Annotated in this window: 28 protein-coding genes and 1 pseudogene; 11 read left to right on the forward strand and 18 right to left on the reverse strand. The window is 49.1% G+C overall.

Annotated elements, in window-relative coordinates:
• Positions 1-189: 189 nt before the first annotated feature.
• The gene (locus tag KJS47_RS19165; RefSeq protein ID WP_213526741.1) at positions 190-855 is read right to left on the reverse strand and encodes a Crp/Fnr family transcriptional regulator; all 666 of its coding nucleotides are present in this window, start codon (positions 853-855) and stop codon (positions 190-192) included.
• Positions 856-967: 112 nt separating this feature from the next.
• Between KJS47_RS19165 and KJS47_RS19170 the strand changes: the two genes are divergently transcribed.
• Together KJS47_RS19170 and KJS47_RS19175 are read left to right on the forward strand one after the other, a co-directional pair.
• Positions 968-1924 carry a DMT family transporter gene (locus tag KJS47_RS19170; protein ID WP_213526743.1) on the forward strand — a complete coding sequence of 319 codons (957 nt, stop codon included), beginning with the start codon at positions 968-970 and terminating at the stop codon, positions 1922-1924.
• Positions 1925-2081: 157 nt separating this feature from the next.
• Positions 2082-2498, forward strand: coding sequence for a VOC family protein (locus KJS47_RS19175; protein ID WP_213526745.1), 417 nt, complete (start codon positions 2082-2084; stop codon positions 2496-2498).
• Between the two features lie 79 nt (positions 2499-2577).
• On the opposite strand, the gene KJS47_RS19180 is transcribed toward KJS47_RS19175, so the two are convergent.
• From KJS47_RS19180 to KJS47_RS24145, 5 genes are all read right to left on the reverse strand, one after another.
• On the reverse strand, positions 2578-3003 hold the full coding sequence (locus KJS47_RS19180; RefSeq protein WP_213526747.1) for an SRPBCC family protein: 426 nt from the start codon (positions 3001-3003) through the stop codon (positions 2578-2580).
• 76 nt (positions 3004-3079) lie between these two features.
• Positions 3080-4036, reverse strand: a complete 957-nt coding sequence (locus KJS47_RS19185) for a sigma-70 family RNA polymerase sigma factor (protein ID WP_213526749.1) — start codon at positions 4034-4036, stop codon at positions 3080-3082.
• A gap of 258 nt (positions 4037-4294) precedes the next feature.
• Positions 4295-4783 (reverse strand): NUDIX hydrolase, encoded by a 489-nt coding sequence (locus KJS47_RS19190; protein WP_213526751.1) that lies wholly within the window; start codon positions 4781-4783, stop codon positions 4295-4297.
• A 184-nt stretch (positions 4784-4967) separates the two neighbouring features.
• Positions 4968-5528, reverse strand: coding sequence for a dihydrofolate reductase family protein (locus tag KJS47_RS19195; RefSeq protein ID WP_213526753.1), 561 nt, complete (start codon positions 5526-5528; stop codon positions 4968-4970).
• Positions 5529-5922: 394 nt separating this feature from the next.
• Positions 5923-6066 carry a hypothetical protein gene (locus KJS47_RS24145; protein ID WP_249716552.1) on the reverse strand — a complete coding sequence of 48 codons (144 nt, stop codon included), beginning with the start codon at positions 6064-6066 and terminating at the stop codon, positions 5923-5925.
• Between the two features lie 386 nt (positions 6067-6452).
• Here KJS47_RS24145 and KJS47_RS19205 point away from each other — a divergent pair, with 386 nt between their 5' ends.
• Entirely contained in the window at positions 6453-6764 is a 312-nt protein-coding gene (locus tag KJS47_RS19205; RefSeq protein WP_213526755.1) for a hypothetical protein, read from the forward strand.
• A gap of 120 nt (positions 6765-6884) precedes the next feature.
• On the opposite strand, the gene KJS47_RS19210 is transcribed toward KJS47_RS19205, so the two are convergent.
• Positions 6885-8075 (reverse strand): DHH family phosphoesterase, encoded by a 1191-nt coding sequence (locus tag KJS47_RS19210; protein ID WP_213526756.1) that lies wholly within the window; start codon positions 8073-8075, stop codon positions 6885-6887.
• 372 nt (positions 8076-8447) lie between these two features.
• Positions 8448-9329, reverse strand: a complete 882-nt coding sequence (locus tag KJS47_RS19215; protein WP_213526758.1) for a radical SAM/SPASM domain-containing protein — start codon at positions 9327-9329, stop codon at positions 8448-8450.
• Between the two features lie 327 nt (positions 9330-9656).
• Here KJS47_RS19215 and KJS47_RS19220 point away from each other — a divergent pair, with 327 nt between their 5' ends.
• Positions 9657-10256: a TetR/AcrR family transcriptional regulator gene (locus KJS47_RS19220; RefSeq protein ID WP_213526760.1), complete on the forward strand. Its 600-nt coding sequence runs from the start codon at positions 9657-9659 to the stop codon at positions 10254-10256.
• Between the two features lie 75 nt (positions 10257-10331).
• Positions 10332-11540 (forward strand): MFS transporter, encoded by a 1209-nt coding sequence (locus KJS47_RS19225; RefSeq protein WP_213526762.1) that lies wholly within the window; start codon positions 10332-10334, stop codon positions 11538-11540.
• Between the two features lie 69 nt (positions 11541-11609).
• Here KJS47_RS19225 and KJS47_RS19230 read toward each other — a convergent pair whose 3' ends face one another.
• Entirely contained in the window at positions 11610-12869 is a 1260-nt protein-coding gene (locus KJS47_RS19230) for a helix-turn-helix domain-containing protein (protein WP_213526764.1), read from the reverse strand.
• Between the two features lie 158 nt (positions 12870-13027).
• On the opposite strand from KJS47_RS19230, the gene KJS47_RS19235 reads away from it, so the two are divergent.
• Complete coding sequence (locus KJS47_RS19235; protein WP_213526766.1) at positions 13028-13783, forward strand: SDR family NAD(P)-dependent oxidoreductase; 756 nt, start codon at positions 13028-13030, stop codon at positions 13781-13783.
• An 80-nt stretch (positions 13784-13863) separates the two neighbouring features.
• Here KJS47_RS19235 and KJS47_RS19240 read toward each other — a convergent pair whose 3' ends face one another.
• The 5 genes and pseudogenes from KJS47_RS19240 to KJS47_RS19260 all read right to left on the reverse strand — a co-directional run bounded on the left by KJS47_RS19240 (position 13864) and on the right by KJS47_RS19260 (position 18877).
• A complete protein-coding gene (locus KJS47_RS19240) occupies positions 13864-14457 on the reverse strand; it encodes a TetR/AcrR family transcriptional regulator (protein ID WP_213526768.1) in 594 nt (197 codons plus the stop codon).
• A gap of 31 nt (positions 14458-14488) precedes the next feature.
• Positions 14489-15399: pseudogene (locus KJS47_RS19245) on the reverse strand (SDR family NAD(P)-dependent oxidoreductase).
• A gap of 273 nt (positions 15400-15672) precedes the next feature.
• Positions 15673-16086, reverse strand: a complete 414-nt coding sequence (locus KJS47_RS19250; RefSeq protein ID WP_213526770.1) for a VOC family protein — start codon at positions 16084-16086, stop codon at positions 15673-15675.
• Positions 16087-16194: 108 nt separating this feature from the next.
• Positions 16195-18309, reverse strand: coding sequence for a multicopper oxidase family protein (locus tag KJS47_RS19255; protein ID WP_213526772.1), 2115 nt, complete (start codon positions 18307-18309; stop codon positions 16195-16197).
• Positions 18310-18340: 31 nt separating this feature from the next.
• Positions 18341-18877, reverse strand: a complete 537-nt coding sequence (locus KJS47_RS19260; protein WP_213526775.1) for a DUF2269 family protein — start codon at positions 18875-18877, stop codon at positions 18341-18343.
• 142 nt (positions 18878-19019) lie between these two features.
• Between KJS47_RS19260 and KJS47_RS19265 the strand changes: the two genes are divergently transcribed.
• The 3 genes from KJS47_RS19265 (at position 19020) to KJS47_RS19275 (ending at position 22429) form a co-directional block, all read left to right on the forward strand.
• The gene (locus tag KJS47_RS19265; protein ID WP_213526777.1) at positions 19020-19718 is read left to right on the forward strand and encodes a response regulator; all 699 of its coding nucleotides are present in this window, start codon (positions 19020-19022) and stop codon (positions 19716-19718) included.
• 34 nt (positions 19719-19752) lie between these two features.
• Positions 19753-21063, forward strand: coding sequence for a sensor histidine kinase (locus KJS47_RS19270; RefSeq protein WP_249716554.1), 1311 nt, complete (start codon positions 19753-19755; stop codon positions 21061-21063).
• Positions 21064-21265: 202 nt separating this feature from the next.
• The gene (locus tag KJS47_RS19275; protein WP_213526781.1) at positions 21266-22429 is read left to right on the forward strand and encodes an alpha-hydroxy-acid oxidizing protein; all 1164 of its coding nucleotides are present in this window, start codon (positions 21266-21268) and stop codon (positions 22427-22429) included.
• Between the two features lie 58 nt (positions 22430-22487).
• Here KJS47_RS19275 and KJS47_RS24445 read toward each other — a convergent pair whose 3' ends face one another.
• The 3 genes from KJS47_RS24445 to KJS47_RS19285 all read right to left on the reverse strand — a co-directional run bounded on the left by KJS47_RS24445 (position 22488) and on the right by KJS47_RS19285 (position 23934).
• Positions 22488-22691, reverse strand: a complete 204-nt coding sequence (locus KJS47_RS24445; RefSeq protein WP_483874600.1) for an EamA family transporter — start codon at positions 22689-22691, stop codon at positions 22488-22490.
• A 5-nt stretch (positions 22692-22696) separates the two neighbouring features.
• Positions 22697-22840 (reverse strand): hypothetical protein, encoded by a 144-nt coding sequence (locus KJS47_RS24450; protein ID WP_483874601.1) that lies wholly within the window; start codon positions 22838-22840, stop codon positions 22697-22699.
• A gap of 227 nt (positions 22841-23067) precedes the next feature.
• Complete coding sequence (locus KJS47_RS19285) at positions 23068-23934, reverse strand: MBL fold metallo-hydrolase (RefSeq protein WP_213526784.1); 867 nt, start codon at positions 23932-23934, stop codon at positions 23068-23070.
• A gap of 214 nt (positions 23935-24148) precedes the next feature.
• Between KJS47_RS19285 and KJS47_RS19290 the strand changes: the two genes are divergently transcribed.
• Together KJS47_RS19290 and KJS47_RS19295 are read left to right on the forward strand one after the other, a co-directional pair.
• Positions 24149-24448 (forward strand): DUF2089 family protein, encoded by a 300-nt coding sequence (locus KJS47_RS19290; RefSeq protein ID WP_213526786.1) that lies wholly within the window; start codon positions 24149-24151, stop codon positions 24446-24448.
• A gap of 2 nt (positions 24449-24450) precedes the next feature.
• Positions 24451-24813: a hypothetical protein gene (locus KJS47_RS19295; protein WP_213526788.1), complete on the forward strand. Its 363-nt coding sequence runs from the start codon at positions 24451-24453 to the stop codon at positions 24811-24813.
• A gap of 154 nt (positions 24814-24967) precedes the next feature.
• On the opposite strand, the gene KJS47_RS19300 is transcribed toward KJS47_RS19295, so the two are convergent.
• Positions 24968-26233, reverse strand: a complete 1266-nt coding sequence (locus KJS47_RS19300) for an FAD-dependent oxidoreductase (protein ID WP_213526790.1) — start codon at positions 26231-26233, stop codon at positions 24968-24970.
• Positions 26234-26236 lie beyond the last annotated feature (3 nt).

Below are 26236 nucleotides of genomic sequence, written 5' to 3' on the forward strand. Positions count from 1 at the left end.
AAGACCAGCGATATGAAAAACCTTCCAGTCACAGATTGGAGGGTTATTTGGCATGCACAGATCTAAGTATAACATCATCTTCTAAAACATTTATTGAAAAATCTTGACAAGCTATTAGCTGGTTTAGTTGAACAGGCAGCCGATCCTTTGTCGACAGCCTGCGTTGTTGTGCTCTCGATTCATCCAATCCTAAAATTCTTGAGCCAAGGTATGAAGGAACGTAGTTAAAGCCTTCCTATTTATGATGAGGATTCTCTTATATTGCAATTGGATCCATCCCTTTTGTTTAAAGTCATTCAGCACTTTTGTGACCGTCACGCGGTTTAGTCCCAGACAAACAGATAATTCTTCATGAGAATAAGGGAGGCAATTTTCGGAAATGGCTTTGTCGATGTTAGAATGAGCTGTCTCGTCCAGAAGAAAACTAGCTACCTTTTCATGCCGGTTATAGAACGTGGATCGTTTTAGTTGATGGGCCAGATGCCAGCACGTATTTGAGAGAAGCTGAAAAAGAATGAACGTCAGCTCTTTGGATTGATTTAAGTAAGGATACAGTTCTTCCAAGGTGCAGGACACCAATTCGACCTCATTGACGGCATCTACAGTTGTTTGCCTTGTTGATTGAGATAGAAATGAGGATTCCCCGAAAATGCGCCCCTTCTCCACAATTTCCAGCGTTAATTCCTCCCCCTTTGAAGAAATATAGTATACCCTCACCCTACCTTTTTTGATTAAATACAGACGGTTGGCCTGATCGCCTTGCATGTATATTTGGGCTCCCGCGTGCATACGAACAAGATTCCCAGCTTGTTCAAAATACGAATATAACGTTTCCGGAACTTTTATAGTCACCATCGTTTCAATCATCCCTCAACTAAAATTTAATGCATTGTAGCATAGATTACATTTCGGCGGATAGATCTTCAGCTACTTTTAAATAGATATCTAAGTGAGGAGAGTCGTACAGATGTTATTCAGGAGAGAAGTAGGATATGTCTTAGCACTATTGGGAGGAGTATGTTGGGCGCTTGCTGGGGTATTTGGACAATATCTTTTTCAAGTTCATTCATTAACGCCAGAATGGCTAGTCTCTGTCAGGCTGTTTTGTGCTGGTACCCTTTTAATGATTGTATGTAAAACGAGGGGACAGCAAGTCCTGCGTATATTTAAGAAAAGAAGAGATGTCCGGGATCTTATTATATTTGCAGTCGTGGGAGCAGCCTTATGCCAGTATTCCTACTTTGCAGCAGTGGCTGCCTCTAATGCGGCTACTGCGACATTTATTAGCTACTCGAGTCCCTTTTTCATTATTCTACTTACTTCACTTAAAACGAGAAGAATGCCAGCGCGTTATGAAATGGTGTCGGTCATGCTCGTGATCGTTGGACTCTTTATTGTGGCTACTCATGGCAATATCTCCTCCCTACACATTTCAGGAGGATCCTTATGTTGGGCGATGCTATCTGCCCTCACCTTTGCTGTTTACAGCATTCAATCACAGCGGTTAATGGAGACATTCGATACCTTGCTCATTACAGCCTGGGGGATGCTTCTGGGTGGAGGGCTCTTATTAATTGTATTTAGACCGTGGGAAATAAAAGTCACGAGTACTCTTAGCGTATATGCCGCTCTAGGTGTCGTTATTTTATTTGGAACCATTCTGTCCTATATCTTATTTTTAGAGGGTATCAGGCGAATTGGTGCTACGAAAGGAAGTCTTTTGGCTTCGATTGAACCAGTAGTAGCCTCGGTGCTGTCTGTTGTATGGTTGAACGATAGGTTTCAAATGATTGATTTATTGGGCTTTGCTCTGATTCTCTCAACCGTTGTTGTCATTGCCAAGGCTGCAAAGCGTGGATCAGATATGCAAACGTTGCAGCCAAAGAAGGATACTCAGAGAAACGAATTTGTCGAGGAAGTTTAGGAAGCAACATGGCGGGTATCCGAACTCAATACTAAGTTATTTTTCAAAATTTACGCTTCCGAATCCATGAGACCGATGAATTCCCGGATCGGCTGTCGTCTATATAAACGAAGACATAAATGAACACAAACTAATTTGACGAAGAGGTGTTTTGAAGATGGCATTAACGTCCGCATTCACGAGCTTCAACCTGCCTGTAAAAAACGTAGAACAATCGAAAGCGTTCTTCACCGGACTCGGATTCGAGCTCAACCCGCAATTCCCCGAAAACGAGAATTCGGTAGCCATCGTGATCGGCGACAACTTGCAGGTCATGCTGATCAATCAAGCATTCTTTAATACGCTCACGGAGAAGGAATCCGTCGATACGAGCAAGTATGCGCAGATGACGATCGCATTGGCCTTCGAGAGCCGGGAAAAGGTCGATGAGATCGTGAATACCGCGGTCTCCTTGGGCGGGAAATTGCACGCTGAACCTGAAGATCATGAGTTCATGTATCATTGGGGCTTCGTAGACTTGGACGGCCATCTGTGGGCCATTAACTACATGAACATGGATGCGGCACAAGGTTAAGGCTAACGGAGAGCACGCTCGTACTAGGGTTCAAAATGAAAGACGCCGGGCATCTTCCCCGGCGTCTTTTTCGCGATGATTAGTTTTGTTCGGTATAGGCTTTGAAATTGTCCATGATCGCTTGCCAGCCTGCTTGCTGGAACTCGACGGGATTGGAGCTTTCCGCGTCGAACGTTTCAATCACCTTCGTCTCATTCCCTTGATCGACGAAAGCAATATCCACTCTTCTTCCGTCTTCCATGGTGTAGCCGATCGCCTCATGCCGATTCACGACATCGTAGACGCCGCCAAAATCAAAACCCATGCTGCCATCCTTCGCTTCCATCCGTGTCAGAAACTTGCCGCCGACCCGCAGATCGTTTTCGGCTCTCGGCGCATGCCAGTCCTCGGACGCTTGATTCCACTTCGTGATGTGATCCGGCTCGGTCCAATAGCGCCATACCTTCTCGACAGGGGCTTGAATGACGGCTTGCACGGTTACTTTCGTCGGTTGACTCGCTTCCATTTTAAATAGACACCTCTCTCACGATATTCGTCGTTTGGTTATTCTCAATGATATAGACGTAAGCCAATGACGAAATTCATTGGTCCATTCGCTCAGGCAGCCCAAATCGCGAAAATAATGGCGTATGAATGAAGTTTTGAACGTGCAGGATTTGATTTTCTTTGGTTTCGATGACGTGGATGCCCCAGGGTACCAGGCCAGAGCCCTCTTTGCCCGGCATATACTGGGCCAACGCCGGATAACCGCCATTCACCGTAATGGGCACAAATCGCGAACCTTCGCAATGCCAGCGAGTAAGCGAATAGAAGGCGGACAAATCTTCCTTGCCGCGGATCCACATCTCGAAGGGCGGCATCGACATGCAGCCTTCCTCGTGGAACAACGCGACGAGCGCAGCAATATCGAATTGCTCGAAGGCCTCCACATACCGGGACAGCAGCTGCTGCTCCGGTTGAACGTCCATGCTGCTGAGCTCATCCGAGCGAAGCTGCGCCCGGTCCATCGTCCCTCGGGCTCTTTGCAAGGCGCTGTTCACCGCTGCCGGCGACATCGCCAACGTTTCCGCGATCTGCTTGGAGGACCATTCAAATACATCCTTCAAAATGAGTACCGCGCGCTGCCGCGGAGGCAAGGTCTGCAGGAGAGCAATGAAGCACAGTTGAAGGGTATCTCTGCGGACGAGCCGATCCTCCGGATTGCCCCCAAAGTCGGGAGACGGCCAGATCCAGGCAGAGTCCGGCAGCGTATCGCGCGGCTCGACGATGGAGACGGCCGGGTCGAACAGGTCAACGGGAAGCGCGCGGCGTTTGGATTGTCTCAGCTTGTCCAAGCACAGTTTGGAGGCAATCCGATAGACCCAAGTTTTGAACGAGGAATCCTGTCTGAACGTGCTCCAGCTCTGCCAGACCCGAATACACGTCTCCTGAACGGCATCGTCCGCATCGTCCATGGAGCCCAGCATTCGGTAACAGAACGAGGTTAAGCCCGGCTTCAAGCTTGCAAATAATGGTTCTTCAAATGCGGTCTCGTTCATCGCGGCCTCCCTTAACGATCTCCCCGAAGGGTGGTACCTTCATTATATGCAATGAAGCGGACAGCCTCAATCCGAATAAATAGGCAGGATTTATGAATACCTCCAATACCTGATAGCCATGCCGCGAAGTCCCGTATTTCCGCTCATTCCTTATTTCCCTTTCGTAAACTTCAAGAGCCCTAACGGCAAGTTTAAGGCCACCCTCTGCAGGATGGCCCTTTCCTTGATCTTGCTTATGCTGCTGTCCCATCAGGGGAATTAAACATGCCTTTGAACTTTGAGCGTACATTCTTTCGTTGACGGAGTAACATACTCGATATAATTCACCGAGCCGTTATAGTTCAAATAAGCTTCATAGCGGATTCGGATGGCTGGCAGGGTAATGTAATCCAAAACCTTGCCCTTTGGAACCCAACGACAGTCGCTTGTTTCCTCAGAGGTCGCTAACTCTCCTCCCTCCGCTTTACATACGAAATCAAACATGACCTTCGTCGGGACATCTGTTACCCCGTCATACCACTTATGTACGCCTGTACTAGAAACAATGTTAATCAAATGGCTTACTGACGCATCGATTCCACTTTCTTCTTTGATCTCCCGAATCACACCGTCAATTAAATTTTCACCAACTTCCGTAATGCCACCAGGATAGACCCAGCCATCATCATGAGCCTTTACCAAAAGGATATTTCCGTTCCCATCCTCTACAATGCCGCCTGCAGATAAGATATGTGTCGGGAATGCCATTTCAAAACCTCCACTTCGACAGATTACCTATTTCGCTTAGGCGAGAACGGCTATATCTTATCCATATATATATCCATGCCCTGTAAGGAATTCCGCAAAAAAACTAGAGGCCATCCTTTGTCGGACGTTTTTCTTTGAACTCGCTTTGTTCTAACTAACGTACCCATTAGTTAAAACGTCGCGGTCAGACGATCACGCGGTAGTGGAGATGAACGACGCCGCTTCGGAAGCGGCGCTCACCGAGCAACTCGAGCCGCATGCGGAGGTTGTCCGGCAATGCTCGCTTACCTCCGCCCAAGACGATAGGATTAAGAAGCAGATGACACTCGTCGATCAGACCCGCGCTCATCGCCCGCCCAGCAAGCTCGGGGCCGCCAATCGTAATATCGGCTCCTGAAGACTCCTTCAGCCTCCGGATCGCATCAGGATCGAATTCGCGCTCGACTCTAGTCTTGGCGCTTGACACCGCTTGAAGCGTCCGGGAATACACGATCTTCTCAGCCGCTTGCCAGATCTGCGCGAATTCCCGCGTTACCTCCGGCTGGTCGCCGCTGGCATTCGCCGTCTCCCAATACACCATTGACTCGTACATGCGACGCCCGTATAGGTAGGTGCCAATCGTCCGCTGGAAGCCAGTCCAGAACGCATACGTCTCGTCATCGGAGATCCCCCAATCGATATTGCCGCGCTCGTCCTCCATGTACCCGTCCAAAGATACGTTAACAGGGTAGATCAGTTTAGCCATTTCAATAACTCCCTCCCATTATCAGTTTCCAACGAGACCAATGCCTTGCCTGCTTGTTCTGCCGATTCCTAGGGTGATGAAGTTCACGAGTTTTACTAAATGGAATTTTCCTTGACCATCTTCCACAATTCCACCTACGGCTACGTGTATAACGAATCTTCCCATCGTGCGCTTTCAAAGGAATTTAGTACTCGAACCAAACTAACAATATAAATTTGTCACAATAGGCGGCTCTGCGGAGAAAAGAACTGTTTGTCGTCACCTATATCCTGCCAGGTTGGAACAGAGAGGCTCCTCGTGAGATAAGCGAAGCAGCCGACAAATATTCGCCGGCTACATCTTGTGGTCGTATGTATTTGTCTGGCAGTGCCGAGCCGCGGTGATCGTCAAGCAGTTAACGAACGGGCGTGTAGCGGAGCACCACGACGCCGGAGCCGAAGGGTTTGGTGTCGGTCAGCTTCTCCTCGTCCGCAATCACCTGCGTGTGGTCACAGCAACCATCCAGTGTCACATTCATCATCAGGATTACACGTCCCATATGCAGCCTCCTTATGTCTACATTTTATTATCCAAAAGCAGGCCTGGTTTCTCATGGATTGCTAATGTGCACAGTCCGGACCAGACCGAATACAACTTTAGTAAAACGGAGGATGGTAAATGAATCAATAATTCTGCCCGTAACGCAATAAGACTGCCGATTCATATCGGCAGCCTGGATCTGGTTGAATATCGAACTATCGTTCCTCGTTAGTTGAACGACTATCATCATTTTTTGTTTGTGCCGCTTCTTTCAAATAAAAAAATATCAATAATACACCACCTACACCGAACGTGAAAGAGGCGGCCGGGCCACAGATGTACAGACATCATGAGAAGCTATATACTTTACGCATATAAACATTCTGAATCTAGGGAGGATTAGGCGTGAATCGCGAAGTTGAACAATCATTGCAAGCCGCTATAGATAACTGGAATTCCATGGCTCGAGCCGATCAGGAAGATTCGGAAGCCGCCGCGAACTTATTTGAAGCTTCCTTTTATCGATTCATCGATGCCGTCCGGGAATGGACTTCCTGTTTAGAGCCGCAGCCTGATACAATTGAGGCCTTCCTGGAACTGCCTATGGTGCAACAAATGATTGACCTGCTTCCGGCGCCACTCTATCTAAATTTCGAAACTGAAGCTGAGCTTATTGTACAGAATAAGTTTCGAATCGACGAGGATAAGTACGATTAGCTGATCAATTCGAGAGGATAAGGCAGCCCATCCAATCTGGTCGGCTAAGTACACCCTTGCCCTACATCGGCCGAAACGGCACCGTATGTGAACACGGGTTTGGGATATCTAAGTGCACTGCTAACGCTTCGCCGCGTGGCGCATCAGATATTGCACGAAAGCGTCGTCTCGCACGAGCCAAGCCGCATAATGCCGCTTCACATGGCGCTCGGCCTCCTCGAACGAATCGAATGACGGCTCCAGCGTTTCCCCGTTCATATCGATATGCCATTGATCCTCTGCCGGAAACAAAAACAACTGGTCGTCCCGACGATTTTCGTAAAGCACGCCGTAGCGGGAGCCTTTCGTATTGTACTCATTGTTGGCAGCGTCCGCCCGCATCGGCTCGATGAAGAACGGCTCCGCTGCATACAGCTGAAAGATCCCCTCCGTGAGCGGGCAGCCCGCTGCCTTCGCATGGCCGCCGCCTCCGAACCGTGCCGCGATCTCCGACACGTCCACGTCGTCATGGATCGTGCGCAGGCTGAGCTTTTTCCCGCCGACGTTCAAAATCGCGATATAATCCAAATGCGGATAATTTCGACCCAGCTCATGCGAAAGCTCAGAATGGTAGGACTCCGCGTAAACAATGCCGACGCACCGCTCTTCAATGAACGTCTGTACAAGCTCTCTCCGTTTTCGTCGAACGTACCGCTCAATCTTGCCTTCCTCCACCTCAAGCAGCCGTTCCTCAAATTCGGTAAAAGCAAATTCCGTTGGGTTCTGCTGCAGTCGCTCCACCATCCGGTCTTCGAAATCATCCACCGACATCAGAAAAAACAAGTCGTTAAGCTGCTTGGCCTTCTCATTCTCGTACCGTTCCCACTCCCAAGTATCGTACTGCCGAACGAGCTCGACGAACTCGCCCAGCGCAGGGCTCGGCTTCAGCATCCGGTGTTGCACCAAATATTCATAGAACAGGGATGTGGCGGAGCATAAGCTTCCGTCATCATACGCGTCCTGGACCTTGGCCCATGAATGGCGGTTTAAGTGCAGTGCCGTCTTGTGATGATCCAGCAGCCGCACCTTCCCTCCGTCCCGGAGATGCCGTTCGATCCGGTGTTCATTTTCTTCATTCACGGACAAGTCCGTAATAAACAGCATGCCACTCTTCTTCGGCTTGACACGGTATGTCTCCAAATACCGCTCCACATACGGATTAAGGCTTTGCACGGAGTTGTAGCGGATGTCCACCTTATCTTCAAACGCGCAGCGCGCAATAATCCCGCAGCCGACGCCGTCCAAATCGTTATGCGTGTATAAATGATGCATGCTTCCCGGTCCCTTCCCTTTTACATTGAATTCCACAAATAACAGGGTTCCCCGCGAAGCCTAAAAAAATAAAATTTCGTGTTGATTTCCACTGATCGCCTGATGTACAAGGGCAATTGCGAAAGACCGAGCAGGCCAAGCCCGCGCCTGCCTTCCACGTAATAGAGTATTTCGAATTGCAGCCGCCAGTTTGCCTTTGTCGGTGAATATAACCTGATTTTCTGAGAAAGAAGAGATGTAGTTCTTGTTGTAACTGAACTATGCTGCCCGTTAGTTGAACAGGCTGCCGATCTTTTGTTCGGCAGCCTGCGTTGTTGCGCTATCGGATCCATTTGCTCAATGACTCAACCTCAACCACAAATGGCAGTTTGCTCATCCAGCTCCAAACCGTTTACGATATCCGCATTTTCTACATAGTTCCTCCACTGCCACTCTTCGCGAAAACCCTTCTACAAGGTTTTTTGCGCGATCCATCTCGATAATATCAGAAAAGGAATGATCCTTAATATTGCCAAGGTTGATAACTCCCTCACCATCTAGACAACAAGGGATAACCGTTCCGTTTGCTAAAATACCTGCTTGATTGCGCATCCCATAGCAAAAGCCCTTCCCATCATCTTCTTCTTCATGTAACGCAGGCCACTTAAACTCATAATCTTGATTAATGAAGATGCGGTCCGCAATTTTCACGCCGCCTCCTGGTTCGACCTTTTCTTCGATTTTGTAGTCCAAATCAAATTCTTGCTCAATAATTTCTAGTAATTCTCTGTTCCGTTTACTTTCGATATTCGTCGCATTGTCTTGTGTAAGGTTCCATAATCTCAGGGAAACAATCAGTTCCGATTGACTCGTCGCTTCCCTAATAAAAGAAAGGATACTTCTCACATACCCTTCCTTATCTTTAGAACCGATATGGCCATCAAAGCTATGGAGTGAGAAATTCATTTGTCTTAGAGCCGGCTTATTTACTAATTCTTCTCTCTTTTTATTGATTAATGTTCCATTGGTTGTGATATTCACTTTAAACCCTTTTTCATGACTTAAGTCTAACAATTGGCCTAGTTTGGGATGAAGCAGCGGCTCACCTTTTACATGTAAATAAATGTAGTCTGTGTGCGGTTTAATTTGGTCTAATCTATTGGAAAAGTCCTCCACAGAAAGGAATTGCTTCTGTCGTTCTGTTGGCGGACAAAAGCTGCATGCAAGATTACACACACTTGTAATCTCTAGATAAAATTTCTTAAACTTTTTCACCGTCAATTCCTCACTTCGTTGGCTACTAAGAACAGGCATGAACTATTATTCTATCACTTTACTTGTACTTTTTATATAAGAGTAGAAGACCATCAGAGAATTTCCTCCAATGGCCTTCGTTCCATCCGTCCCCATTAGTCAGCCGCCCCGCCATTATGCGACGCTCCGCCTCCCAACAATAGCCGCTCACCGTTTTTAAGATAAAACTTGCGCAAATCCGCTTTATCGACTAAGATACTGAATAAACGTTCAGTATCCTTTACTAAGAGCTTGGGCTTGCGAGATAAACCATCCTGTCCACCAAGCCAGAAAAGAGGTGAAACATGGATGAATAAAAAGCAGCAGCAAACCGAGCAGACGAAAAAGAAAATAGCCGATGCATCCAGAGCTTTGTTCGTACAAAAAGGCTACAAGGCCACGTCGATTGAAGATATCGTGAAGGCAACCGGCTGCAGCGGCGGCAATATTTATTATCATTTTAAGAGCAAGGAAGGGCTTTTTTTATATTTAGTGGATGAATGGAATCGGGAATGGGAAGATACATGGCTGGCCCAGGAGCAGCTCTATCCGACCACCATAGATAAATTGTACGGTATGGCTGAGCATTTGGCCCTTGATCAATTCAATCACCCGTTAACCAAGGCCGCTGACGAGTTTTTTAACAATTCGGAGAAAGCTTCGGATGTGGAAGAACGTATCAATGAGATGATCCAGGGTTATCTTAAGTTTAACCAACAACTGCTGCAGAAAGGGATCGACAACGGTGAGTTTGAAAACATGAATGTTTCCGGACTAGCCATGATCTTAGACAGTTTGCTGTATGGGTTGGGTCAACACACTCGAGGAATGAAACGAGAAGAAGCGTTGGCGGCTTACAAGTTGGCTATGGATGTGTTTTTACACGGTATTATCCATCCTGCCCGCTAGCCGCTTTTTTTACCCTATTATCTAGAATGAATATTCAGTATAAGTATGTTTGCTTATGTAGTGGAGGAATAAGGAATGGCGTTATTATTAAAAAAGCGAGGAGCCCTGCTGCTCCTCATGTTAAATCTTTTTCTTGTCTTTACGGGGATCGGCCTAGTCATTCCGATTATGCCTAAGTACATGGAGGATCTGGGCATTTCCGGGGGCACCGTCGGCTTGCTGGTTGCAGCCTTTTCGTTGACCCAGCTTCTTTTTTCGCCGCTGGCCGGCCGCTTGGCTGATTCATTAGGAAGAAAACGGATGATTGTGACCGGCATGATCGTATTTGCCTTGTCGGAAGGGTTGTTCGGGGTCGCGAACGACGCGGTCCTGTTATTCGTCTCAAGACTGCTCGGCGGCATTAGTGCCGCGCTCATCATGCCGGCCGTCATGGCTTACGCGGCGGACGTCACGACCAAGGAAGAACGCGCTGCCGGGATGGGCTATATTAACGCAGCCATTACAACAGGCTTTATTATCGGGCCTGGCATTGGCGGTTATATCGCCGAATTCGGCATTCGCGTCCCCTTTTATACCGCTGCTGTAGCGGGGATTTTCGCAGCCTGTATCACTTTGTTTATTCTGCAGGAGTCACTGCCGGCAAAAGAAGCGCCATCCGGGCTGCCATCCCCCGCGAAACAACGGAGCAGTCTTCTTTCTCAATTGATGCGCTCCTATCGCGAGCCCTACTTTTTAAGCCTGATTATCGTCTTTGTCATGTCTTTCGGACTGGCCAATTTTGAAACGGTCTTTGGACTATTTGTCGACCATAAATTTGGGTTCGAGCCGAGAGACATAGCCTTTATCATAACGTTCGGCTCCATTGCCGGTGCCGTTGTCCAAGTGACCGCTTTTAGCTGGATTCTGAACCGTCTTGGCGAAAAACGCGTCATCTCAATCTGCCTTCTATTTGCTGGCGTTTTTATTCTTCTGACGCTGTTCGTTCACAAATACTGGCTCATTTTTGCCGTTACCTTTATTGTCTTCCTGGCAATCGATATTTTGCGTCCGGCCATCAGTACCCAAATGTCGATGCTGGCCAAGGACCAGCAAGGCTACGTTGCCGGCCTTAATTCGGCTTTTACCAGCCTCGGCAATATTGCCGGACCTGCCATAGCCGGATTTTTGTTCGATGTAGATATCAACTACCCGTATACACTCGCATGTATTGTTCTGCTCATCAGTTTCGGATTATCCCTAAGAGTGGGAAAACGCAAGCTGCAAGGTTCCGCTACAGCATACTGACAACAAAGGTCCGGTAAAGGTTTAATCCCTTGCCGGACTTTTTATGTTCCAGAAATAAGAGAACATTCTTTAGGTACTTGGTTCAGCATGTTGCGCCGGGCGCCGCTCGGACTGCCGGTATGCCTTTGGCGTCATCCCTTTCCATTTCTTGAACACCTTGTTGAAATAGCTCTGGTCGCTAAAGTTCAGCCATGCGGCGATGTCAGTGATCGGATAGTCGGTCAGCGTGAGCAGTCTCCTCGCTTCCTCGATCCGTTCGCGCTGGACATACTCGGAAATCGTCATCCCAACCTCCTTCTTGAACAGACTCGACAAGTAGTTGGGACTTAGATTGGTGCGCTCGGCAAGCCGATCGAGCGTAATGTCGCCGTACAGATGGTTGGCGATCTCGTGAAGACAATCCTGCACGGCAGGCGAGTAATGGCCGCGGCGCACCTCCGCCACCCGGTCGACAAAGTCGAACAGCGCATCCGTCATGACGGCGGCGACCGCCTGCAGCGTATCCTTCTCCTCCAACAGCTGAATATAGAAATCACTCAGCGTAAACGCATCCTCCTCGTGCATACCTCCTTCAATCGCCGCACGACAGATCAGCGCGATTCCCGTAATCATCAGGTTCTTCTCGCTGCGGAGCCGGCTCCGCTTGGCTAACACGCCGAGCTCGTCTTCGCCGATGATGGATTCCAGGACGAATGTCCGGATTCGTTCCCTCTCACCCGTGCGCACGTAGTGCAACAAAACGCGCTCATGGGACAAGTTAGCGTGAAGCATGCCGCTTCTACGGCTTCGGGATAGCTCGGCATCCGGCTCTTGCTTCCTCACAGCCGGTTCCAGCATCGACGTGCCTTCAGCCAGAAGATTCGCTGACGGATCGACGAGCTGCCGGTGAATCGCATAGTGGATCATCAGGCTTAGCGCCCGAGCGCGCTCTGGCGGCAGCAGCGGAACCCTCTCGTACAAGTCGAGAACCTGCTCCCGGTTACCCGCGTGGAGGGTATCCAACGTCTCGTTCCATTGGCTGTCCCCCGGCGCCTCATGCAGGTACGGGCCGACGACGAGCGTGCCGGCAAGCCGGTCCTCGTCAAGGGCATTCACAAAGAAATACTGAAGATTGGAACGGGTAAAATGGACCGGCTGCTCCGCTGCATACAGCGCATAAGCGTAGCCCGCGAGTTGATCGCGAATCGAGGCAAAGTACGGATTGGCGCGAAGCGAACGCTCGGTGTATTCCGATTCCATCTTCCGCCCTGGATGGACAACAAAGACAGGGAGTTCAAGGGCATCGTGGAGAAGCCGGCCAAAGACAGCCAGCTCCGGCAGCTTATTCATGAGGACCGACCTCCATAGGCTACATTCATGGTTAACATTAGGATGTGTTAAAAAAGTACTAAAAATCGTTGATAAATACAATTAACGGCCGGGCAAGCCTATTACACTAAAGCTGCAGAAAAAAAGTCTGCTACCATTATGGAAAGGGATGAACGAATATGTTGGACAACAAAATCGCTATCATTACTGGGGCAGGAAGCGGCATCGGCCGTGCAAGCAGCATCAAAATGGCAGGCTATGGCGCGAAGATCGTCGCCGTTGACTTTAACGAGGCAACCGGCCAGGAGACGGTCCGGCTTATTCAGGAGCAGGGCGGAGAAGCCATCTTCGTACAGGCCGACGTATCGAAAAGCGAGGATGTTCAACGTTATGTGAACGCCGCGATTGATACCTACGGCCGCATCGATATTTTCTTCAATAACGCCGGGATTGTACAGAAGTTCTCGATGTTCGCTGACATTGACGAGAACGAGTTCGACCGGATTATGAGCGTAAATGTCCGGGGCGTCTTCCTCGGTATGAAATATGTTTTAAAGGTGATGGAGAAGCAAGAAAGCGGCACGATCATTAACACCGCTTCGACGGCGGGGGTGAAGAGCGAGCACAGCGCTTCCGCTTATTCCGCTAGCAAGCATGCGGTTGTCGGTCTAACGAAAGGCGCGGCGCTAGAGTATGTGAAGAAAGGCATCCGCGTCAACGGCATTTGCCCGGGCGGCGTAGAGACGGCTCTTACGAAAGGGGTAGAGCAGGCTTTCGTGTCGGGCGGCTACGTACCGGAGGAAGTCGCCAATATGCGCATGGGCCGCTATGCGCAGCCGGAAGAGCTGGCGGAAGTCGTCGCATTCCTCGCTTCCGATCGCGCCAGCTACATGACGGGTTCCATCGTACTGGTCGACGGCGGGTTGACGCTCTAGTCCAAGGTTGTCCGTGTAACAAATCAAAATGCCCGTTTCAAGTCACAGAGGTGGCTTGGAACGGGCATTTCGCTTGCTCTTCACTTCGTCATGATGTTCAGCAGAAGGTCGACCTCTTGTGTCCAGTCGATCCCCATCGCCTTTGCATCCTGAAGCATAAGACCGGTCACGACCGAAAGAAACACAATTAATCGCTTGTAGGGATCGCCTTCCGCGAATTGTCCTTCCTGCTGCCCTCGGACGACGATCGGAATGATATGCTCAATCGTATTCTGAGGAGAATACCGCTCAATCACTTCCTTTGCTTTGCGCGGTACGCCTTCCGACTTTTGCGCTTGTTGAATGAGCAGGAAGAATTGCTTATGATTATCGTCGAGCAGTCGAAGTGTGAATGTCCTTAGCTGCTCCAAAGGCGAACCCGGTAATTGTTGAATAGTCCGGACAGCGTTCTGGGATTCCTCGATTGCCTCTTCCACGAGAAGCGTGAAAATCTCGTCCTTTGATTCGAAGTAACGGTACGATAAACCTTGGCTGATGCCGGCTTCCTCTGCGATCATGCTCATCTTCGTGCCAGCGATCCCTTTCTCCGCGAAAACTTTTAGAGCCGCCTTTTTGATCTGATCTTTGCGTTCGTCAAGCGCTTGTTCGGTTTGCGCTCTTGCTATTCTTGGCATAGGTTATCCTTCTCCCCTTTTGTGCGTCGACTTAAGCCTCCGATGCGCAAATTTGCGCCGTACTCACTTCCCATAGCTTGTGCGCCGCTTCCCTATCGCTCGCTTGCGTGGACGGCTTCCTAACTTGCTTATCTGCGTAGTAACGCCCACTTTCTAGGTTTGAATCGTCGGTTTCCGCCAGCCATACAAGCGTCTCCGCCCCCTTCTCGGGCGTTCGAGAAAATCTCTTCATGACGGCCATCGTCATGCGGGCCAACCTCCATTGTCTTGATTGAAATTCGTAGCGACGAGTCCCGGATCAAAGCAATACGCGCTGACATTCGTGCCTTTCAATCGTTGCGCCAGTTCGGCGGTAAACAAAACATTCGCCAGCTTCGTCTCGCCATATCGGAAATTAGGGCCGCCCTTCATCTTCCCCAGCAATCCAAAATAACGCCGGCCGCTCAAATCATCAAAATGGATGCCTTGCGCGGCCATCTTATGGCCATGGGACGACGTAGTAATGACACGGGCATGTTCACTCATCATCAGTCTATCAAGCAGCAGGTTCGTTAACAAGAATGGCGCGATATGGTTGACCGCCCAGGTCATCTCCAGTCCGTCCTCAGTCAGCTTATGATCGAGGAACATGGCACCCGCATTATTGATCAGAATATCAATCCTTGGGCATTTCGCTAAAATTTCGTTTGCTGCGCGGCGGATCGAACGCTGGGACGACATGTCAGCGATGAAAACGTCCACCGTGATCGAATTGCCGGAGGACGACTGGAGCTTAACCGCGACCTCTCGCGCTTTGGCCGCATTGCGCGCAACGATACCCAAATTCGCCCCTCTGGCTGCCAGCTCTTGGGCGGCCGCCAATCCGATCCCACTTGTGGCCCCGGTAATCACCGCATATTTTCCTCTTAAGGTTTGATCGTTCGTCTTCTTTATTCCGCTCATTTGGAATTCCTCCCGATAATTGAATGATTCATTCATTTATTTACAGTATATGAACCGTTCATTCATTTGTCAATGCCCCAACCCTATGGAATTTCGAAAATACTTGCCGCTGCTTATAGTGCCCTAACAACAGGAAAGCCGCCCTTTGAAAAAAAGGCGGCCTTTGATCTTTCGTACCCCTTAGCTTGCCCCCCTACCAGATTCATGCTTCCAGCCTGTTTGCTCGTTCAAGCGACAGAGGATAGTAATTAAAGCAAGTTCAGTTGCTTTAGGTTAACTCTTATGAACTTCAGCTGCAATAGGACTTAACTCGATTATATTGATCCTATGACCATCCGGATCAAAGACATCGAACATGACATGATGGTTCCATTCCGAATCCCATGTTTCGATGCCGCTAACCTGACAACCCCGCGCTTGCAGTTCTGTATGGAGAGTTCGGACATCCTTGCACCTTATGTTGAAGCTTGGGAAGGGCGTAACGGGAATCGGTTCTTTCCTCTCCGCTAAGCTGAGCAAAGCAGCATCCTTCGGATGCGGTTGAAAGAACAAGGTTGCCCCGCGGCTGCCTCCCCCCCAGTCCTCGATGCCTCGGCATACAAGCCCCAACATCTCCGTGTAGAAGGATATCGACCGTTCCAAATGGTTCACAGGAATAAAGATGCTGCCAATCTGTGTAGTCAACATTTGATTTCAGCTCCTTAACAATGTTCTTCCCCACTTATAACGAAAGCGGACGGCGAAAAGAAACGGGGGCAGCACAAAACAATTTAGAAAAATCCGATCCTACATGGTTTAATCAGGCAAGTTTCCGGATCTAGTCCCTACTTCATAGGAAGAAACAACATGATCGTACATAAGATGCAGAATCATTCCGGTTGCCGCATGATCCAGGTTATGGCAGTGGTCCATCCACATGCCCGGATTATTAGCGACGAACGCGACCTCATACGATTCGCCGGGAAGGACATTCAACGTATCGGTAAGCCACGGCGTCTTCACCTTCTCGCCGTTTTTCTTCAAAACGGTCATATGATGCCCATGCAGGTGCATCGGATGCTCGGCCAAGCTTTTATTCACAAACGTCATTTTGACTTTATCGCCTTCTTTGACGACCAAAGTCGGTACCCGGGGGTAAACGTCTCCATTGATGGTCCATAGAAAATGAAACCCGCCGTTGTAAAATCCCATCTTGTTCCCGAGAATCATCTGGAACTCCCGATCGAAATTATTCACAGTCGTTACCTCGTTTACAACAGGCTTGCCATAATCGGACGGGTCAAATATAGCCGATTCCGCTTTGAAGATCGGCTTCTCCGAAGGATTGTCGATGTAAAAAACAATTCCTGGATCGTTGTCGTTTTTGGAATTGCCTTGTGTAAAAAAGACCGGGTGGTCGGGCATCGTGAAGGTTACATCGTATCTCCCGCCCGAACCAAGCCGAAACGCAGTTTGGTCGGATAAAAGCCGCGGGTCTTGGATCCGCACCCCATCGATGCTTGTGATTTGGAAATCGGTCCCTTGCAGAGAATAGTTTTGAGAAAGGTTATGCGCATTGATGATTCTCAGCTTTACTTTCTTCCCCGGTTGCATCTGCTTCCACTGTAGAGTGTCTTGTTGTCCGAACGCATATTTATCCCCTTGATCGATCTTCCAGCGATGATGGATAACGGTAATCTGTTCATCGAAAGGTTCGGCATCCTGTTTCGGTTCAACAATCAGCGTGCCAAAAAGCCCTTTCCTCACTTGCTCCGACGCTTGCTGATGAGAGTGAAACCAGTAGGTGCCTTCCTGGTCGGCCCGAAACTTGTAGGTGAACGATTGTCCCGGCTTCACGACATTTTGGGTCATCCCCGGCACGCCATCCATCGCATTCGGTACGTTATAGCCATGCCAATGGATGGTAACGCCGCTGGTGATATCTTGATTGATTAGCTTCACTTCGACCATATCGCCATGCTTCACCCTAAGCTCAGGAGCGATTTCCCCGTTGTAAGTCCAGGCATCGATGGTGGCTCCCGAAGCAAGCGTTATCGTTTTCTGCTGTGCCACCATCTCAAATTTCACATCGGCGGGAGCCGAAATATCTCCTGTAAGTGCAGCTACTTCCACTGTGCCGGTTTGAGAATTACCGTGCTGCTGATGACTATGATGATCGGAGCCTATGGACATCCGAGTTGCCGCACCGCCCCCTTCGTCCATCCGGTCATGATTCATCATGTCGGATGCTTCCGGCAGCTTGGAGGCATGGACCCCTACGAGTACATTGGATACGAGGATGGTTATTGCCACGAAGGCAGTGAGCATACTCGCAGCCAAGAGGATTAACAGCCGGATAACAAGCCCGTGCTGAAACCGTTCCCCCCTCGCAACCTTCAAGTACTTCCATCTTATAAAAACCGCCGGTACAAGTAATAGCAGCGCCACCAGAATGACTTGCTGAGCAATCTCAACCAGGCTGGGCAGGACCGGTTGAGCAAAGACGGTGCTGAAGGCAGACATGCCGGAAGCAAGCCCCGCCGCCAAAAAGGACAACGTCACGGAAGGATGAGCCGCCGTGCGCAGCGCTTCCTGCCTCGGCGGTTCCCCGCCGGAATCCCTCAAGCTTCTTAACCGAGGCAGGATTGTTACCGCCACATACAATTGAGGGATCAACGTTAGCGGTACGAGAGTTTTGACAATGCCCTCTACGAACAGCCATCCGCTCGATAGGAATTTGCCGATGACTACCGCGTACCACAGGACGCTCAAAACTAACGCAGCGTAAGCTATCCGGAGCAAAAAGGTTCTCTTCTTTCTCAAGCTTTGGTTGGTCGTGGAGTAGGGCAAGCTTCCCGCTGCCATACTTGCGATTCCCCACAATAGGGCCATACTGGCCGTCAATAGGATACTGGCTATCGTATCGAGCATGGTTTCCACTCCTCATGATCGGATGCTTTCGTCAAGCTGCCGCCCCCGGCTTCGATTTGGAAGCCCTTTTGTTTATTTTGCCGAACGGCTTGATATACGAGATCGCCGTCATGAAGATCAACGAGACGATATTGGCCGCGGCTCCTCCAATCAACGAATAGCTTGCGTTCAGAAAGGCAGTGTCGCTCAGCGCAAGGGATCGTTCCTGCTGCGCGATGCGAACGATTTGGGATAACCAGGCTCCCATGTACTTGATGCCGAAAGCAATCAGCGCTACGGTCAGGATCAGCTTGATCAAGATCCAATAATGCTTGAAGAGCCCCCAATTCGTCCAAACGGACAATACAATGCCGGTAAACAGCGCAAGAAGAGCGGTGTATCGGACGAAGACGACATCGATCAAATGCATATTTTCCAAGGTGTAATACAACTGCTCGCCGTTCTCCGCCTTCTGCATATACAGGCCGAGCAGCAGCATGACCATCGCTCCGCCAAGCCAGCAGACCACCGAAAGCACATGGATGACGACGATCCATTGCTTTTTCTTGATAGACAATTTGTAGCTCATTTCAAATCCCCCCAAGTGGCTTCTTTGGTAGCAATACTAACAGCGAAATGTTGCGAACTTGTGGTGAAACCATTTGCAGGTTGTGGAGGCTGCGGCTATCCTTAAGGTAGGAATGGAAGTGGATATATCTGGGAGTGGGGAAATGGGAATCAGGATTCTGATCGTAGAGGATGAAATCAAAATCGCATCGCTCATGGAGTCGTTTCTTCAAACCGAAGGGTACGATTGTCTAACTGCGATGGACGGCAAAACCGCGCTGCAGCTCTATACAAAACAGAAACCGGATATCGTTATATTGGATTGGATGCTTCCGCAAATGAGCGGACTGGACACATGCAGGCAGCTTAGACAATTAGGGTCTCCCGGCATCATCATGGTGACGGCCAAATCCGAGGAAACGGACAAAATCGTCGGCCTCGAGATGGGAGCGGACGATTACCTGACCAAGCCCTTCAGCTTGAGGGAGCTTTCCGCACGCATCCGCTCTTTATTGAGACGAATGAACAAAAGCGACAACGACGGAGCCGGCAGCGTATTGCGAAGAGGCGAGCTTACGATTCACGAGGAAAGTCTGCAGGTGTTTAAAGGGACTAAGGAGCTACATCTCACGCCGACTGAATTCAAGCTTCTGCATCTGCTGGCGGCAAAGCCCGGGCGGGTGTACACCCGAATGCAGCTTCTGCAGCATGCATTCGAGGAGGAGTTTGTCGTTGACGAACGGACGGTGGATTCCCATATCAGCAAGCTTCGCAAGAAGATAGAGAGCGATGGCCGCAGCTCCGACTATATTCAAACGGTGTACGGATTCGGCTATCGATTCGGAGCGGAACATGAAAATTAGAACCAAGCTGATCCTGTCGATGAGCATTCTAATCTTGTTTATCCTGCTGTTTCTGCTTGCCGTTACGCATATTCAGTTTTATATTTCCCGCGATCTTGCCTATCTCGAGGATAAGGCCCCCTTTGAATCGCTGAAACAGGAGTTCGAGCAATTTTACAGCAGTCACGGCGATTCTTGGGAACATGTCGGCAGCGCAAGGTTTGAAGCTTCCGGCTCCTTTGCCGAAATCTTATTATCTGCGGAGGGGAAAACCTTGTATCAGCAAGGAAGCCTAAGCAAAGAGGAACTTCTCGAAGACGGGTATATGCTCGCGCTTCACGCGGGTGATCGTAAGATCGGCAGACTGTACGTGATGAATGACAGGCAGTTCAAGACCTATGAGTTTAAAACGATGTGGTACGGCATGCTGCCCAATATCGGCATCGCTTCCCTGCTGTTCACCTTGATCGCGGCGATGCTGACCATCTTCTTCCTGTCGTGGCGGTTGACCATTCCGATCCGTCGAATCATCAAAGGGATCGAGGCCATCCGAAAAGGCGACGCCGCAGCCGTCTTTCCCGAACAAAAGAAAGACGAATTCGGCGCGATTTCCAGGGCTCTAAGGGAGATGAACGATTCGCTCGCCGAAGCGGAACGAACCCGAAAGCAGTTGATGTCCGATGTCGCTCATGAATTGAAAACTCCGCTTATGATCATCCAAGGGGAATTGGAGCTGGCTCATGAGACGGGGTCCCCTCTCACTGCCGAGAAACAGGCCTCGATTCTCGATGAAGTGCTTCGGTTGTCGCGTTTGGTTCATGAGGTGCTGGACTTATCCAGGCTGGAAGCCGGCATGACGGAGCTGCATCCGCGAACGGAGAACTTGGTTGCGCTACTGGGGGATCTAACGGCGAAGACCCAATTTCTAGTGGAGGATAAGCAAATCCATCTGTCCATGCACGCCAAGGAGGAGGTTATCTCCGTTTCGGTGGAAAAAGCCCGCATTCTTCAGGCGCTGTATAACCTCCTGACGAATGCCGTCTACTATACGAAGCCCGGCGGACAAATCCGACTCCTAGCGGAAACAACACACCTGCCGGACCAGCAGCAGCCCTATGCTCAAATCCGGATTGAAGACAGCGGCGCCGGAATATCCGAAGAGGATTTGCCCTATATCTTCGACCGCTTTTATAGAGCGGATCATTCCCGGGCTCGTCCGAGCGGCGGGACCGGTCTCGGGCTTGCGATCGCACGGCAAACCATCCTTGCTCATGGGGGGCGCATCGAGGTGCAAAGCATGGTGGGGAAGGGTTCGGTGTTTACCGTTTATTTGCCATTGTCTGCTAGGACCCCAAACATGGTATAACCCCGATCCGCGAGGAACGTTATGAGATCAGGGAAGTGTTGCCCAGCTCCACTCATTAGTGACTAACTTTCCGACGATTTGTCCAAGCTAATACTTGGGCAAGCAGTCTTCTTGAGCTGGCATTCCATCAGAAGATTTTGGCGATACTGCTTAAATCGATCTTAGCGGATGGGGAATGTTACACAAAAAGGGGGTACTTTGGATGGCTATTCATAGCGAAACGATACAAATGGACATTTATCAACGCGGGGATAAGCCTGCAAAGCTATTGCCGGTATCGTTCGACGAATGGGAAAACCAGGCAAAGGAAATTCTCGCTGCAGCGCCATTTGGCTACGTTTATGGTGCAGCAGGGGCTGGCGATACACATCGTGCCAATGTAGATGCTTTTCAGAACTATCGAATAAGACCAAGGGTATGTTGTGATATTACAAAACGTGACCTCTCTATATCGATGTTCGGAACTAAGCTCCCGGTTCCTTTCTTACTAGCACCGATCGGAGTCAATACCATTCTCCATCCCGATGGCGAACTTGCCCCCGCTAAAGCAGCGGCGAAATTAGGAGTTCCTTATATACTCAGCAACGTTTCCAGTGTTTCCATGGAACAAGTGGCGGAAGTGATGGGAGATAGCGTTAGATGGTTCCAGCTTTATCCCCCGAAAGATCACGAGCTGACAAAGAGTTTCCTCAAACGAGCGGAGGCGTCCGGATTCAAGGCCATTGTTGTCACCGTGGATTCGACACTTCTTGGCTGGCGCGAGACGGACTTACGCCATGCATACTTACCCTTCCTGACAGGGCATGGAATGGGAAATTATTTCTCCGATCCAATCTTTTGTTCCAAGCTTGAGGAAGCCCCTGATAAAAACGTCAAAGCAGCGGCTTTGAAAGCATTAGAGGAAGGAAACAATACCTGTTTTACTTGGAGGGAGCTTGACTTTATTCGTGAGCATACCCGGCTGCCTCTCCTTATGAAAGGAATAACCCATCCGGACGATGCCATTTTGGCTATGGAACATGGCGTTGACGGGATCATTGTTTCGAACCACGGAGGAAGACAGCTTGACGGAGCCGTGGCGACTCTGGATGTCTTGCCTTCCATTAGGGAATCGATCCAGGGGAAGATTCCAATCATCATGGATAGCGGGATTCGCAGAGGAGCGGATATATTAAAAGCCATTGCTCTTGGCGCTACTGCCGTCCTCGTCGGCCGCCCGTATGCCTACGCCATGGCTGTGGCGGGAGAACTTGGGGTCGAAGAGGTGATCAAGCACCTTGTTGCAGAAACCGAACTGCAGCTAGCTATATCCGGACGAAGCTCCATTCAAGACGTGGACCAATCCCTTCTCATGAAAGTGAAATGACCAAATTCAGCGGGAAATGCGCTTTCCAGTGTCAATTCTACCCCATATTGGGGTCTTCTTAATTCGTTCGGCTGTTTAGCTTTCGTTGATACGTAGACAGCAGGACTCCCCCCACAATAAAGCAGGACCCCAAAATTTCCGCTCCAGTTACCGGTTTGGCTAGCAAAATCAGTCCCATGATCATCGCTACAAACGGTTCTAAATTAGACAGGATGGAAGCCTTTGAAGCATCGACCTGGCTAATGTTGTTATTCCATATCAATGTCGCTATCCCGTGTACAACAATGGCCGTTCCAATGAGAAAACTCGTTTCAAGTGTTTTTTATAGGAGGATAGCCCCATTAAAAAGAGAACAATAAACAAAAGTCTAAGCATGGTTAACAGAGCTGGGGAAAAATCTTGAACTAACATCTTTCCAAATACAAAATTGCTTCCCCACTCATTACACAAAAGGTTAGCCAGGCATATGCTTTCAACAAATCGATCATCCTTTTTATCTGTACAAGATTTTTTTGTACACCTTTTCCTTTTGGAAAAAAGCTAAACGACCGTCCCCCCGTGGAGTACGGGGAAACGGCCGCAGGCAGCATAAAGATATCTTTTCTGTCTACTTAACGGGGAGACCATGGGGGATGGTTTTAGCTGGACTCATCCCTAAACAACGTCTTTTGGTTTCCAGATACGAAGTTTTGGATGTATTCCAATTGCTCCTCATCTGGCATTGTCCCCTGTACTTCACGAAATCGGGCAATCGCTTGCTCCAGAGATGCTTCTTTCCCCACGATTTCCCCGATCCGCGTGAGTTCATCCAGGAAGCTCCACATGTCATCATGCGTTTTCGGATTTTGATGTCCCGTCACATAGTACGCTGCATCATACTTTTTTAGCTTCTCTAATAAGACGGTAAGCTCGTCCAGATGATAGCTCCATTCCCCGCTATAAAAGTCCTGATAGATGCAATCCCCTAGAAACAGGATCTTTTCCTCCGGAATATACACAATGGACGAGTCCCTTGCGTGAACGCCTCCCACATGCTCAACGATGCAGGTGACCCCGCCCAAATCCAGCTCGATTTTGCTAGGAAACGAGAGCTCCGGCGTCTTCAATTTCAGATGCTCCCTTGTCGGCATCTCCCGTCTAATCATGTCTCTGCAAAACTCAATTTCCTCTCCGGTGGAGACCCTTAAATCTAACGAAGCGTCATCCCATTTTAACGTTTGCAGATATCTTATTTTCTCCTTCGTCAAGTCGTGACTGATCGATAAGAACCCCATTGTGCTCATCCCAAAGATATGATCCCAATGCCAGTGTGTGATGACAACAAACTTTACCGGGGCTATCTCCAACTGTTCAACGAGATGGAGCAAATCCTGTGCATGTGCAGGCGAATTGCCCGAATCCACGATGACGCTCATGTTGTCTCCACAGATCAATCCGAGAGCAGGACGGTCCGTCTCCGCATAATGGGGCATGTAGTACACTCGATTGGACAGCTTGTTTAGCATTTGCAACCCTTCTCTTTGTTGGTTTACATCGCACGTGTTAACAAAACCTTCTGTTATCATCCCCTTTTTGCTTCGGATTAGACTGTGTTGAAAAGCTTGCCGTTTTCCGGTTAACCAACAGCAGGCTCGTTGAATCCTCTTCTTTACGTTAAATTTAGATTTGACTTTAACAATATTCAATAATATGATTAATTTTATTAAAGGAAGTGAGTGTATGCCTATGGAAACCGTGCCGGAATGGATGGCCAATCTGGAAGAGGAGGAGATCGTGTTCATAAAGAAGTTTCTGCTGGCTTCCGGTTCACTCAAGGAAGTAGCGAAACAGTACAGCGTCACTTACCCGACTGTTCGGCTTCGATTGGATCGGTTAATTCAAAAGATTCAAATTAATGAGGACCATGCGAATGAACCGTATATCAGCCTGATCAAACGAATGGTCGTAAACGAAAAGCTTGATCTTGATGCTGCTAAGATTCTGATTTCGGAATACAAAAAAATAAGGGAGAAACCATAGTCATGACAAAAGCTTTCTTGTTTGTAGGATTTATAATTGGGGCCGTTTTTCTGCAGATTTTTCTTTCGAAGAAGGATACTCCCTGGCCAGGTCTGCTGCTTCCGGCAATCACATCGTTGTTATCTATCATGGCTGCATTAGGCCTCTTCCTTTATCTGCCGATGGAAGTATTAACTGAGCAAAGCTTTAAAACAATCTTGAATGCGGTACAACTCCCTAAGCTTGCTGCTCTGCTCGAGGCACTTTATATCGTGTTTCTTTATAACATTCCGACCGCCTTTTTGCTTTGCATTTATTATGCTTACCGCGCCAAACTAAAAAGGAATAAAGAGATTGTAAGGATGTGCGTGCAGGATTTGGGATAACTGATTTCCTAGACTCTTTGAAGGTTTGTCCCGCTTCCTGGTGTGCTTCTCCTCATTACCACAATTTGCGATTCAGTTCTCCGTATCATCGCTAAGACGAGAATTAAGAGCGTCCTACAGGACGCCCTTACCGGCTTCGGGCTTTACTTCTATGTCATTCTGTTGGTATTGGTTTGTTTGTAATGGAACGCATCCACGGTATTGCACGCAGCATGACCCAATTCATCAGAGGATTCTTACTGGAGAATCGCTTCAACATTTTCTTTGATGCTTCCACCTCGCGAAATGCATAAATGCTCATCTCTTCTTGATAGGAGCCAACCGCTTTCTCAAGATCTTCCCCTTGGGTCACCGCCGCTTCAAGCTTTTCCGCAAGTAGAGCCGCATCACGCAAAGCTGTGTTCCCTCCATGAGCTCCTGTGGGGGGCATGACATGTACCGCATCTCCCATAAATGTTATTCGGGAGACTGGCCAGTTAGACGGTTTCCTTGCTGCTCTTACCTTTACGGCCATGGTGGAATCAATGTCGGCTCGTTCCACAAAACGTTGCAGCATCGGGTGAAAGTCCCGGGTAATCTCCTTCGCAAAGCGTAGTAACATTTCTTTGCTAAGGTTTCCTTGATGTTCTGGAGATTGCTCCTTTGGCAAGACAATTCCCCACATCACATAATCCTCAGTGACCGGAGGTATTTGATCCACTTTAAAACGGGCAAAAGCGGATTGAGGAGCCTCGCGGAATTTCATCGTAGTAAAGAAAAATCCACGACTCGAAGGTCCCATTGCGAATACACCACTAGTACTTAGTGAATTAGGAACCAGAGAGTGTCCATTGTGAATGAGAAGCGTGCGGCCAAAAATTCCCCAACTGTCGGTAACCTCCGGCTCACAGTCAGGTAACAGCTGCTTGCGTAAGGCTGAGTTCACACCGTCAGCACCTATAATGATGGAAGCATGGACATAACTTCCGTCTGAAAAATGAAGGGTTGCTCCATCAGATGCTGACTCTGCACGTACCGCCTCTTTACCAAAATGAACGCTATCCTGAAGCCCTTCAAGCATTATGGTACGAAGGGTTTGGCGATCTACTTGTCGTGGTGTACGCAAGTCAATACCGCTCGGATCGCTCCGAAAAGTAAGTCTGAATATCTCGCCAAGCTTCTGGTTCGTTACCCGAAAGTACCCGGTCTCGTCAGTAGGCGAAGTGGTGGCAAGAAACAGCTTAAATAAATGAGGGGGCAGGCATCGCTGAAGTGCAGCAATTCCGTACTCGTCAACCGTGATCCGATATCCCTGTCGACGGATATGCGGCGCTGAATCCCGTTCATAAACTTGCACAGCAAACCCGGCACGAATTAATGCATGGGCCAAGCATAAGCCGCTTAACCCAGCGCCCGCGATGGCCACCGAAATCTTATGCATTTT

This window comes from Paenibacillus sp. J31TS4 (assembly GCF_018403265.1).
Lineage (GTDB): Bacteria > Bacillota > Bacilli > Paenibacillales > NBRC-103111 > J31TS4.

Coding starts and splice junctions, on each gene's coding strand:
- KJS47_RS19170 (WP_213526743.1), top strand. CDS start 968: ATGTTATTCAGGAGAGAAGTAGGATATGTCTTAGCACTATTGGGAGGA.
- KJS47_RS19175 (WP_213526745.1), top strand. CDS start 2,082: ATGGCATTAACGTCCGCATTCACGAGCTTCAACCTGCCTGTAAAAAAC.
- KJS47_RS19240 (WP_213526768.1), bottom strand. CDS start 14,457: ATGCCAAGAATAGCAAGAGCGCAAACCGAACAAGCGCTTGACGAACGC.
- KJS47_RS19275 (WP_213526781.1), top strand. CDS start 21,266: ATGGCTATTCATAGCGAAACGATACAAATGGACATTTATCAACGCGGG.
- KJS47_RS19225 (WP_213526762.1), top strand. CDS start 10,332: ATGGCGTTATTATTAAAAAAGCGAGGAGCCCTGCTGCTCCTCATGTTA.
- KJS47_RS19255 (WP_213526772.1), bottom strand. CDS start 18,309: ATGCTCGATACGATAGCCAGTATCCTATTGACGGCCAGTATGGCCCTA.
- KJS47_RS19265 (WP_213526777.1), top strand. CDS start 19,020: ATGGGAATCAGGATTCTGATCGTAGAGGATGAAATCAAAATCGCATCG.
- KJS47_RS19195 (WP_213526753.1), bottom strand. CDS start 5,528: ATGGCTAAACTGATCTACCCTGTTAACGTATCTTTGGACGGGTACATG.
- KJS47_RS19180 (WP_213526747.1), bottom strand. CDS start 3,003: ATGGAAGCGAGTCAACCGACGAAAGTAACCGTGCAAGCCGTCATTCAA.
- KJS47_RS19185 (WP_213526749.1), bottom strand. CDS start 4,036: ATGAACGAGACCGCATTTGAAGAACCATTATTTGCAAGCTTGAAGCCG.
- KJS47_RS19260 (WP_213526775.1), bottom strand. CDS start 18,877: ATGAGCTACAAATTGTCTATCAAGAAAAAGCAATGGATCGTCGTCATC.
- KJS47_RS24145 (WP_249716552.1), bottom strand. CDS start 6,066: ATGGGACGTGTAATCCTGATGATGAATGTGACACTGGATGGTTGCTGT.
- KJS47_RS19300 (WP_213526790.1), bottom strand. CDS start 26,233: ATGCATAAGATTTCGGTGGCCATCGCGGGCGCTGGGTTAAGCGGCTTA.
- KJS47_RS19250 (WP_213526770.1), bottom strand. CDS start 16,086: ATGTTGACTACACAGATTGGCAGCATCTTTATTCCTGTGAACCATTTG.
- KJS47_RS19295 (WP_213526788.1), top strand. CDS start 24,451: ATGACAAAAGCTTTCTTGTTTGTAGGATTTATAATTGGGGCCGTTTTT.
- KJS47_RS19220 (WP_213526760.1), top strand. CDS start 9,657: ATGAATAAAAAGCAGCAGCAAACCGAGCAGACGAAAAAGAAAATAGCC.
- KJS47_RS24450 (WP_483874601.1), bottom strand. CDS start 22,840: ATGTTAGTTCAAGATTTTTCCCCAGCTCTGTTAACCATGCTTAGACTT.
- KJS47_RS19235 (WP_213526766.1), top strand. CDS start 13,028: ATGTTGGACAACAAAATCGCTATCATTACTGGGGCAGGAAGCGGCATC.
- KJS47_RS19285 (WP_213526784.1), bottom strand. CDS start 23,934: ATGCTAAACAAGCTGTCCAATCGAGTGTACTACATGCCCCATTATGCG.
- KJS47_RS19165 (WP_213526741.1), bottom strand. CDS start 855: ATGGTGACTATAAAAGTTCCGGAAACGTTATATTCGTATTTTGAACAA.
- KJS47_RS19290 (WP_213526786.1), top strand. CDS start 24,149: ATGCCTATGGAAACCGTGCCGGAATGGATGGCCAATCTGGAAGAGGAG.
- KJS47_RS19190 (WP_213526751.1), bottom strand. CDS start 4,783: ATGGCATTCCCGACACATATCTTATCTGCAGGCGGCATTGTAGAGGAT.
- KJS47_RS19210 (WP_213526756.1), bottom strand. CDS start 8,075: ATGCATCATTTATACACGCATAACGATTTGGACGGCGTCGGCTGCGGG.
- KJS47_RS19230 (WP_213526764.1), bottom strand. CDS start 12,869: ATGAATAAGCTGCCGGAGCTGGCTGTCTTTGGCCGGCTTCTCCACGAT.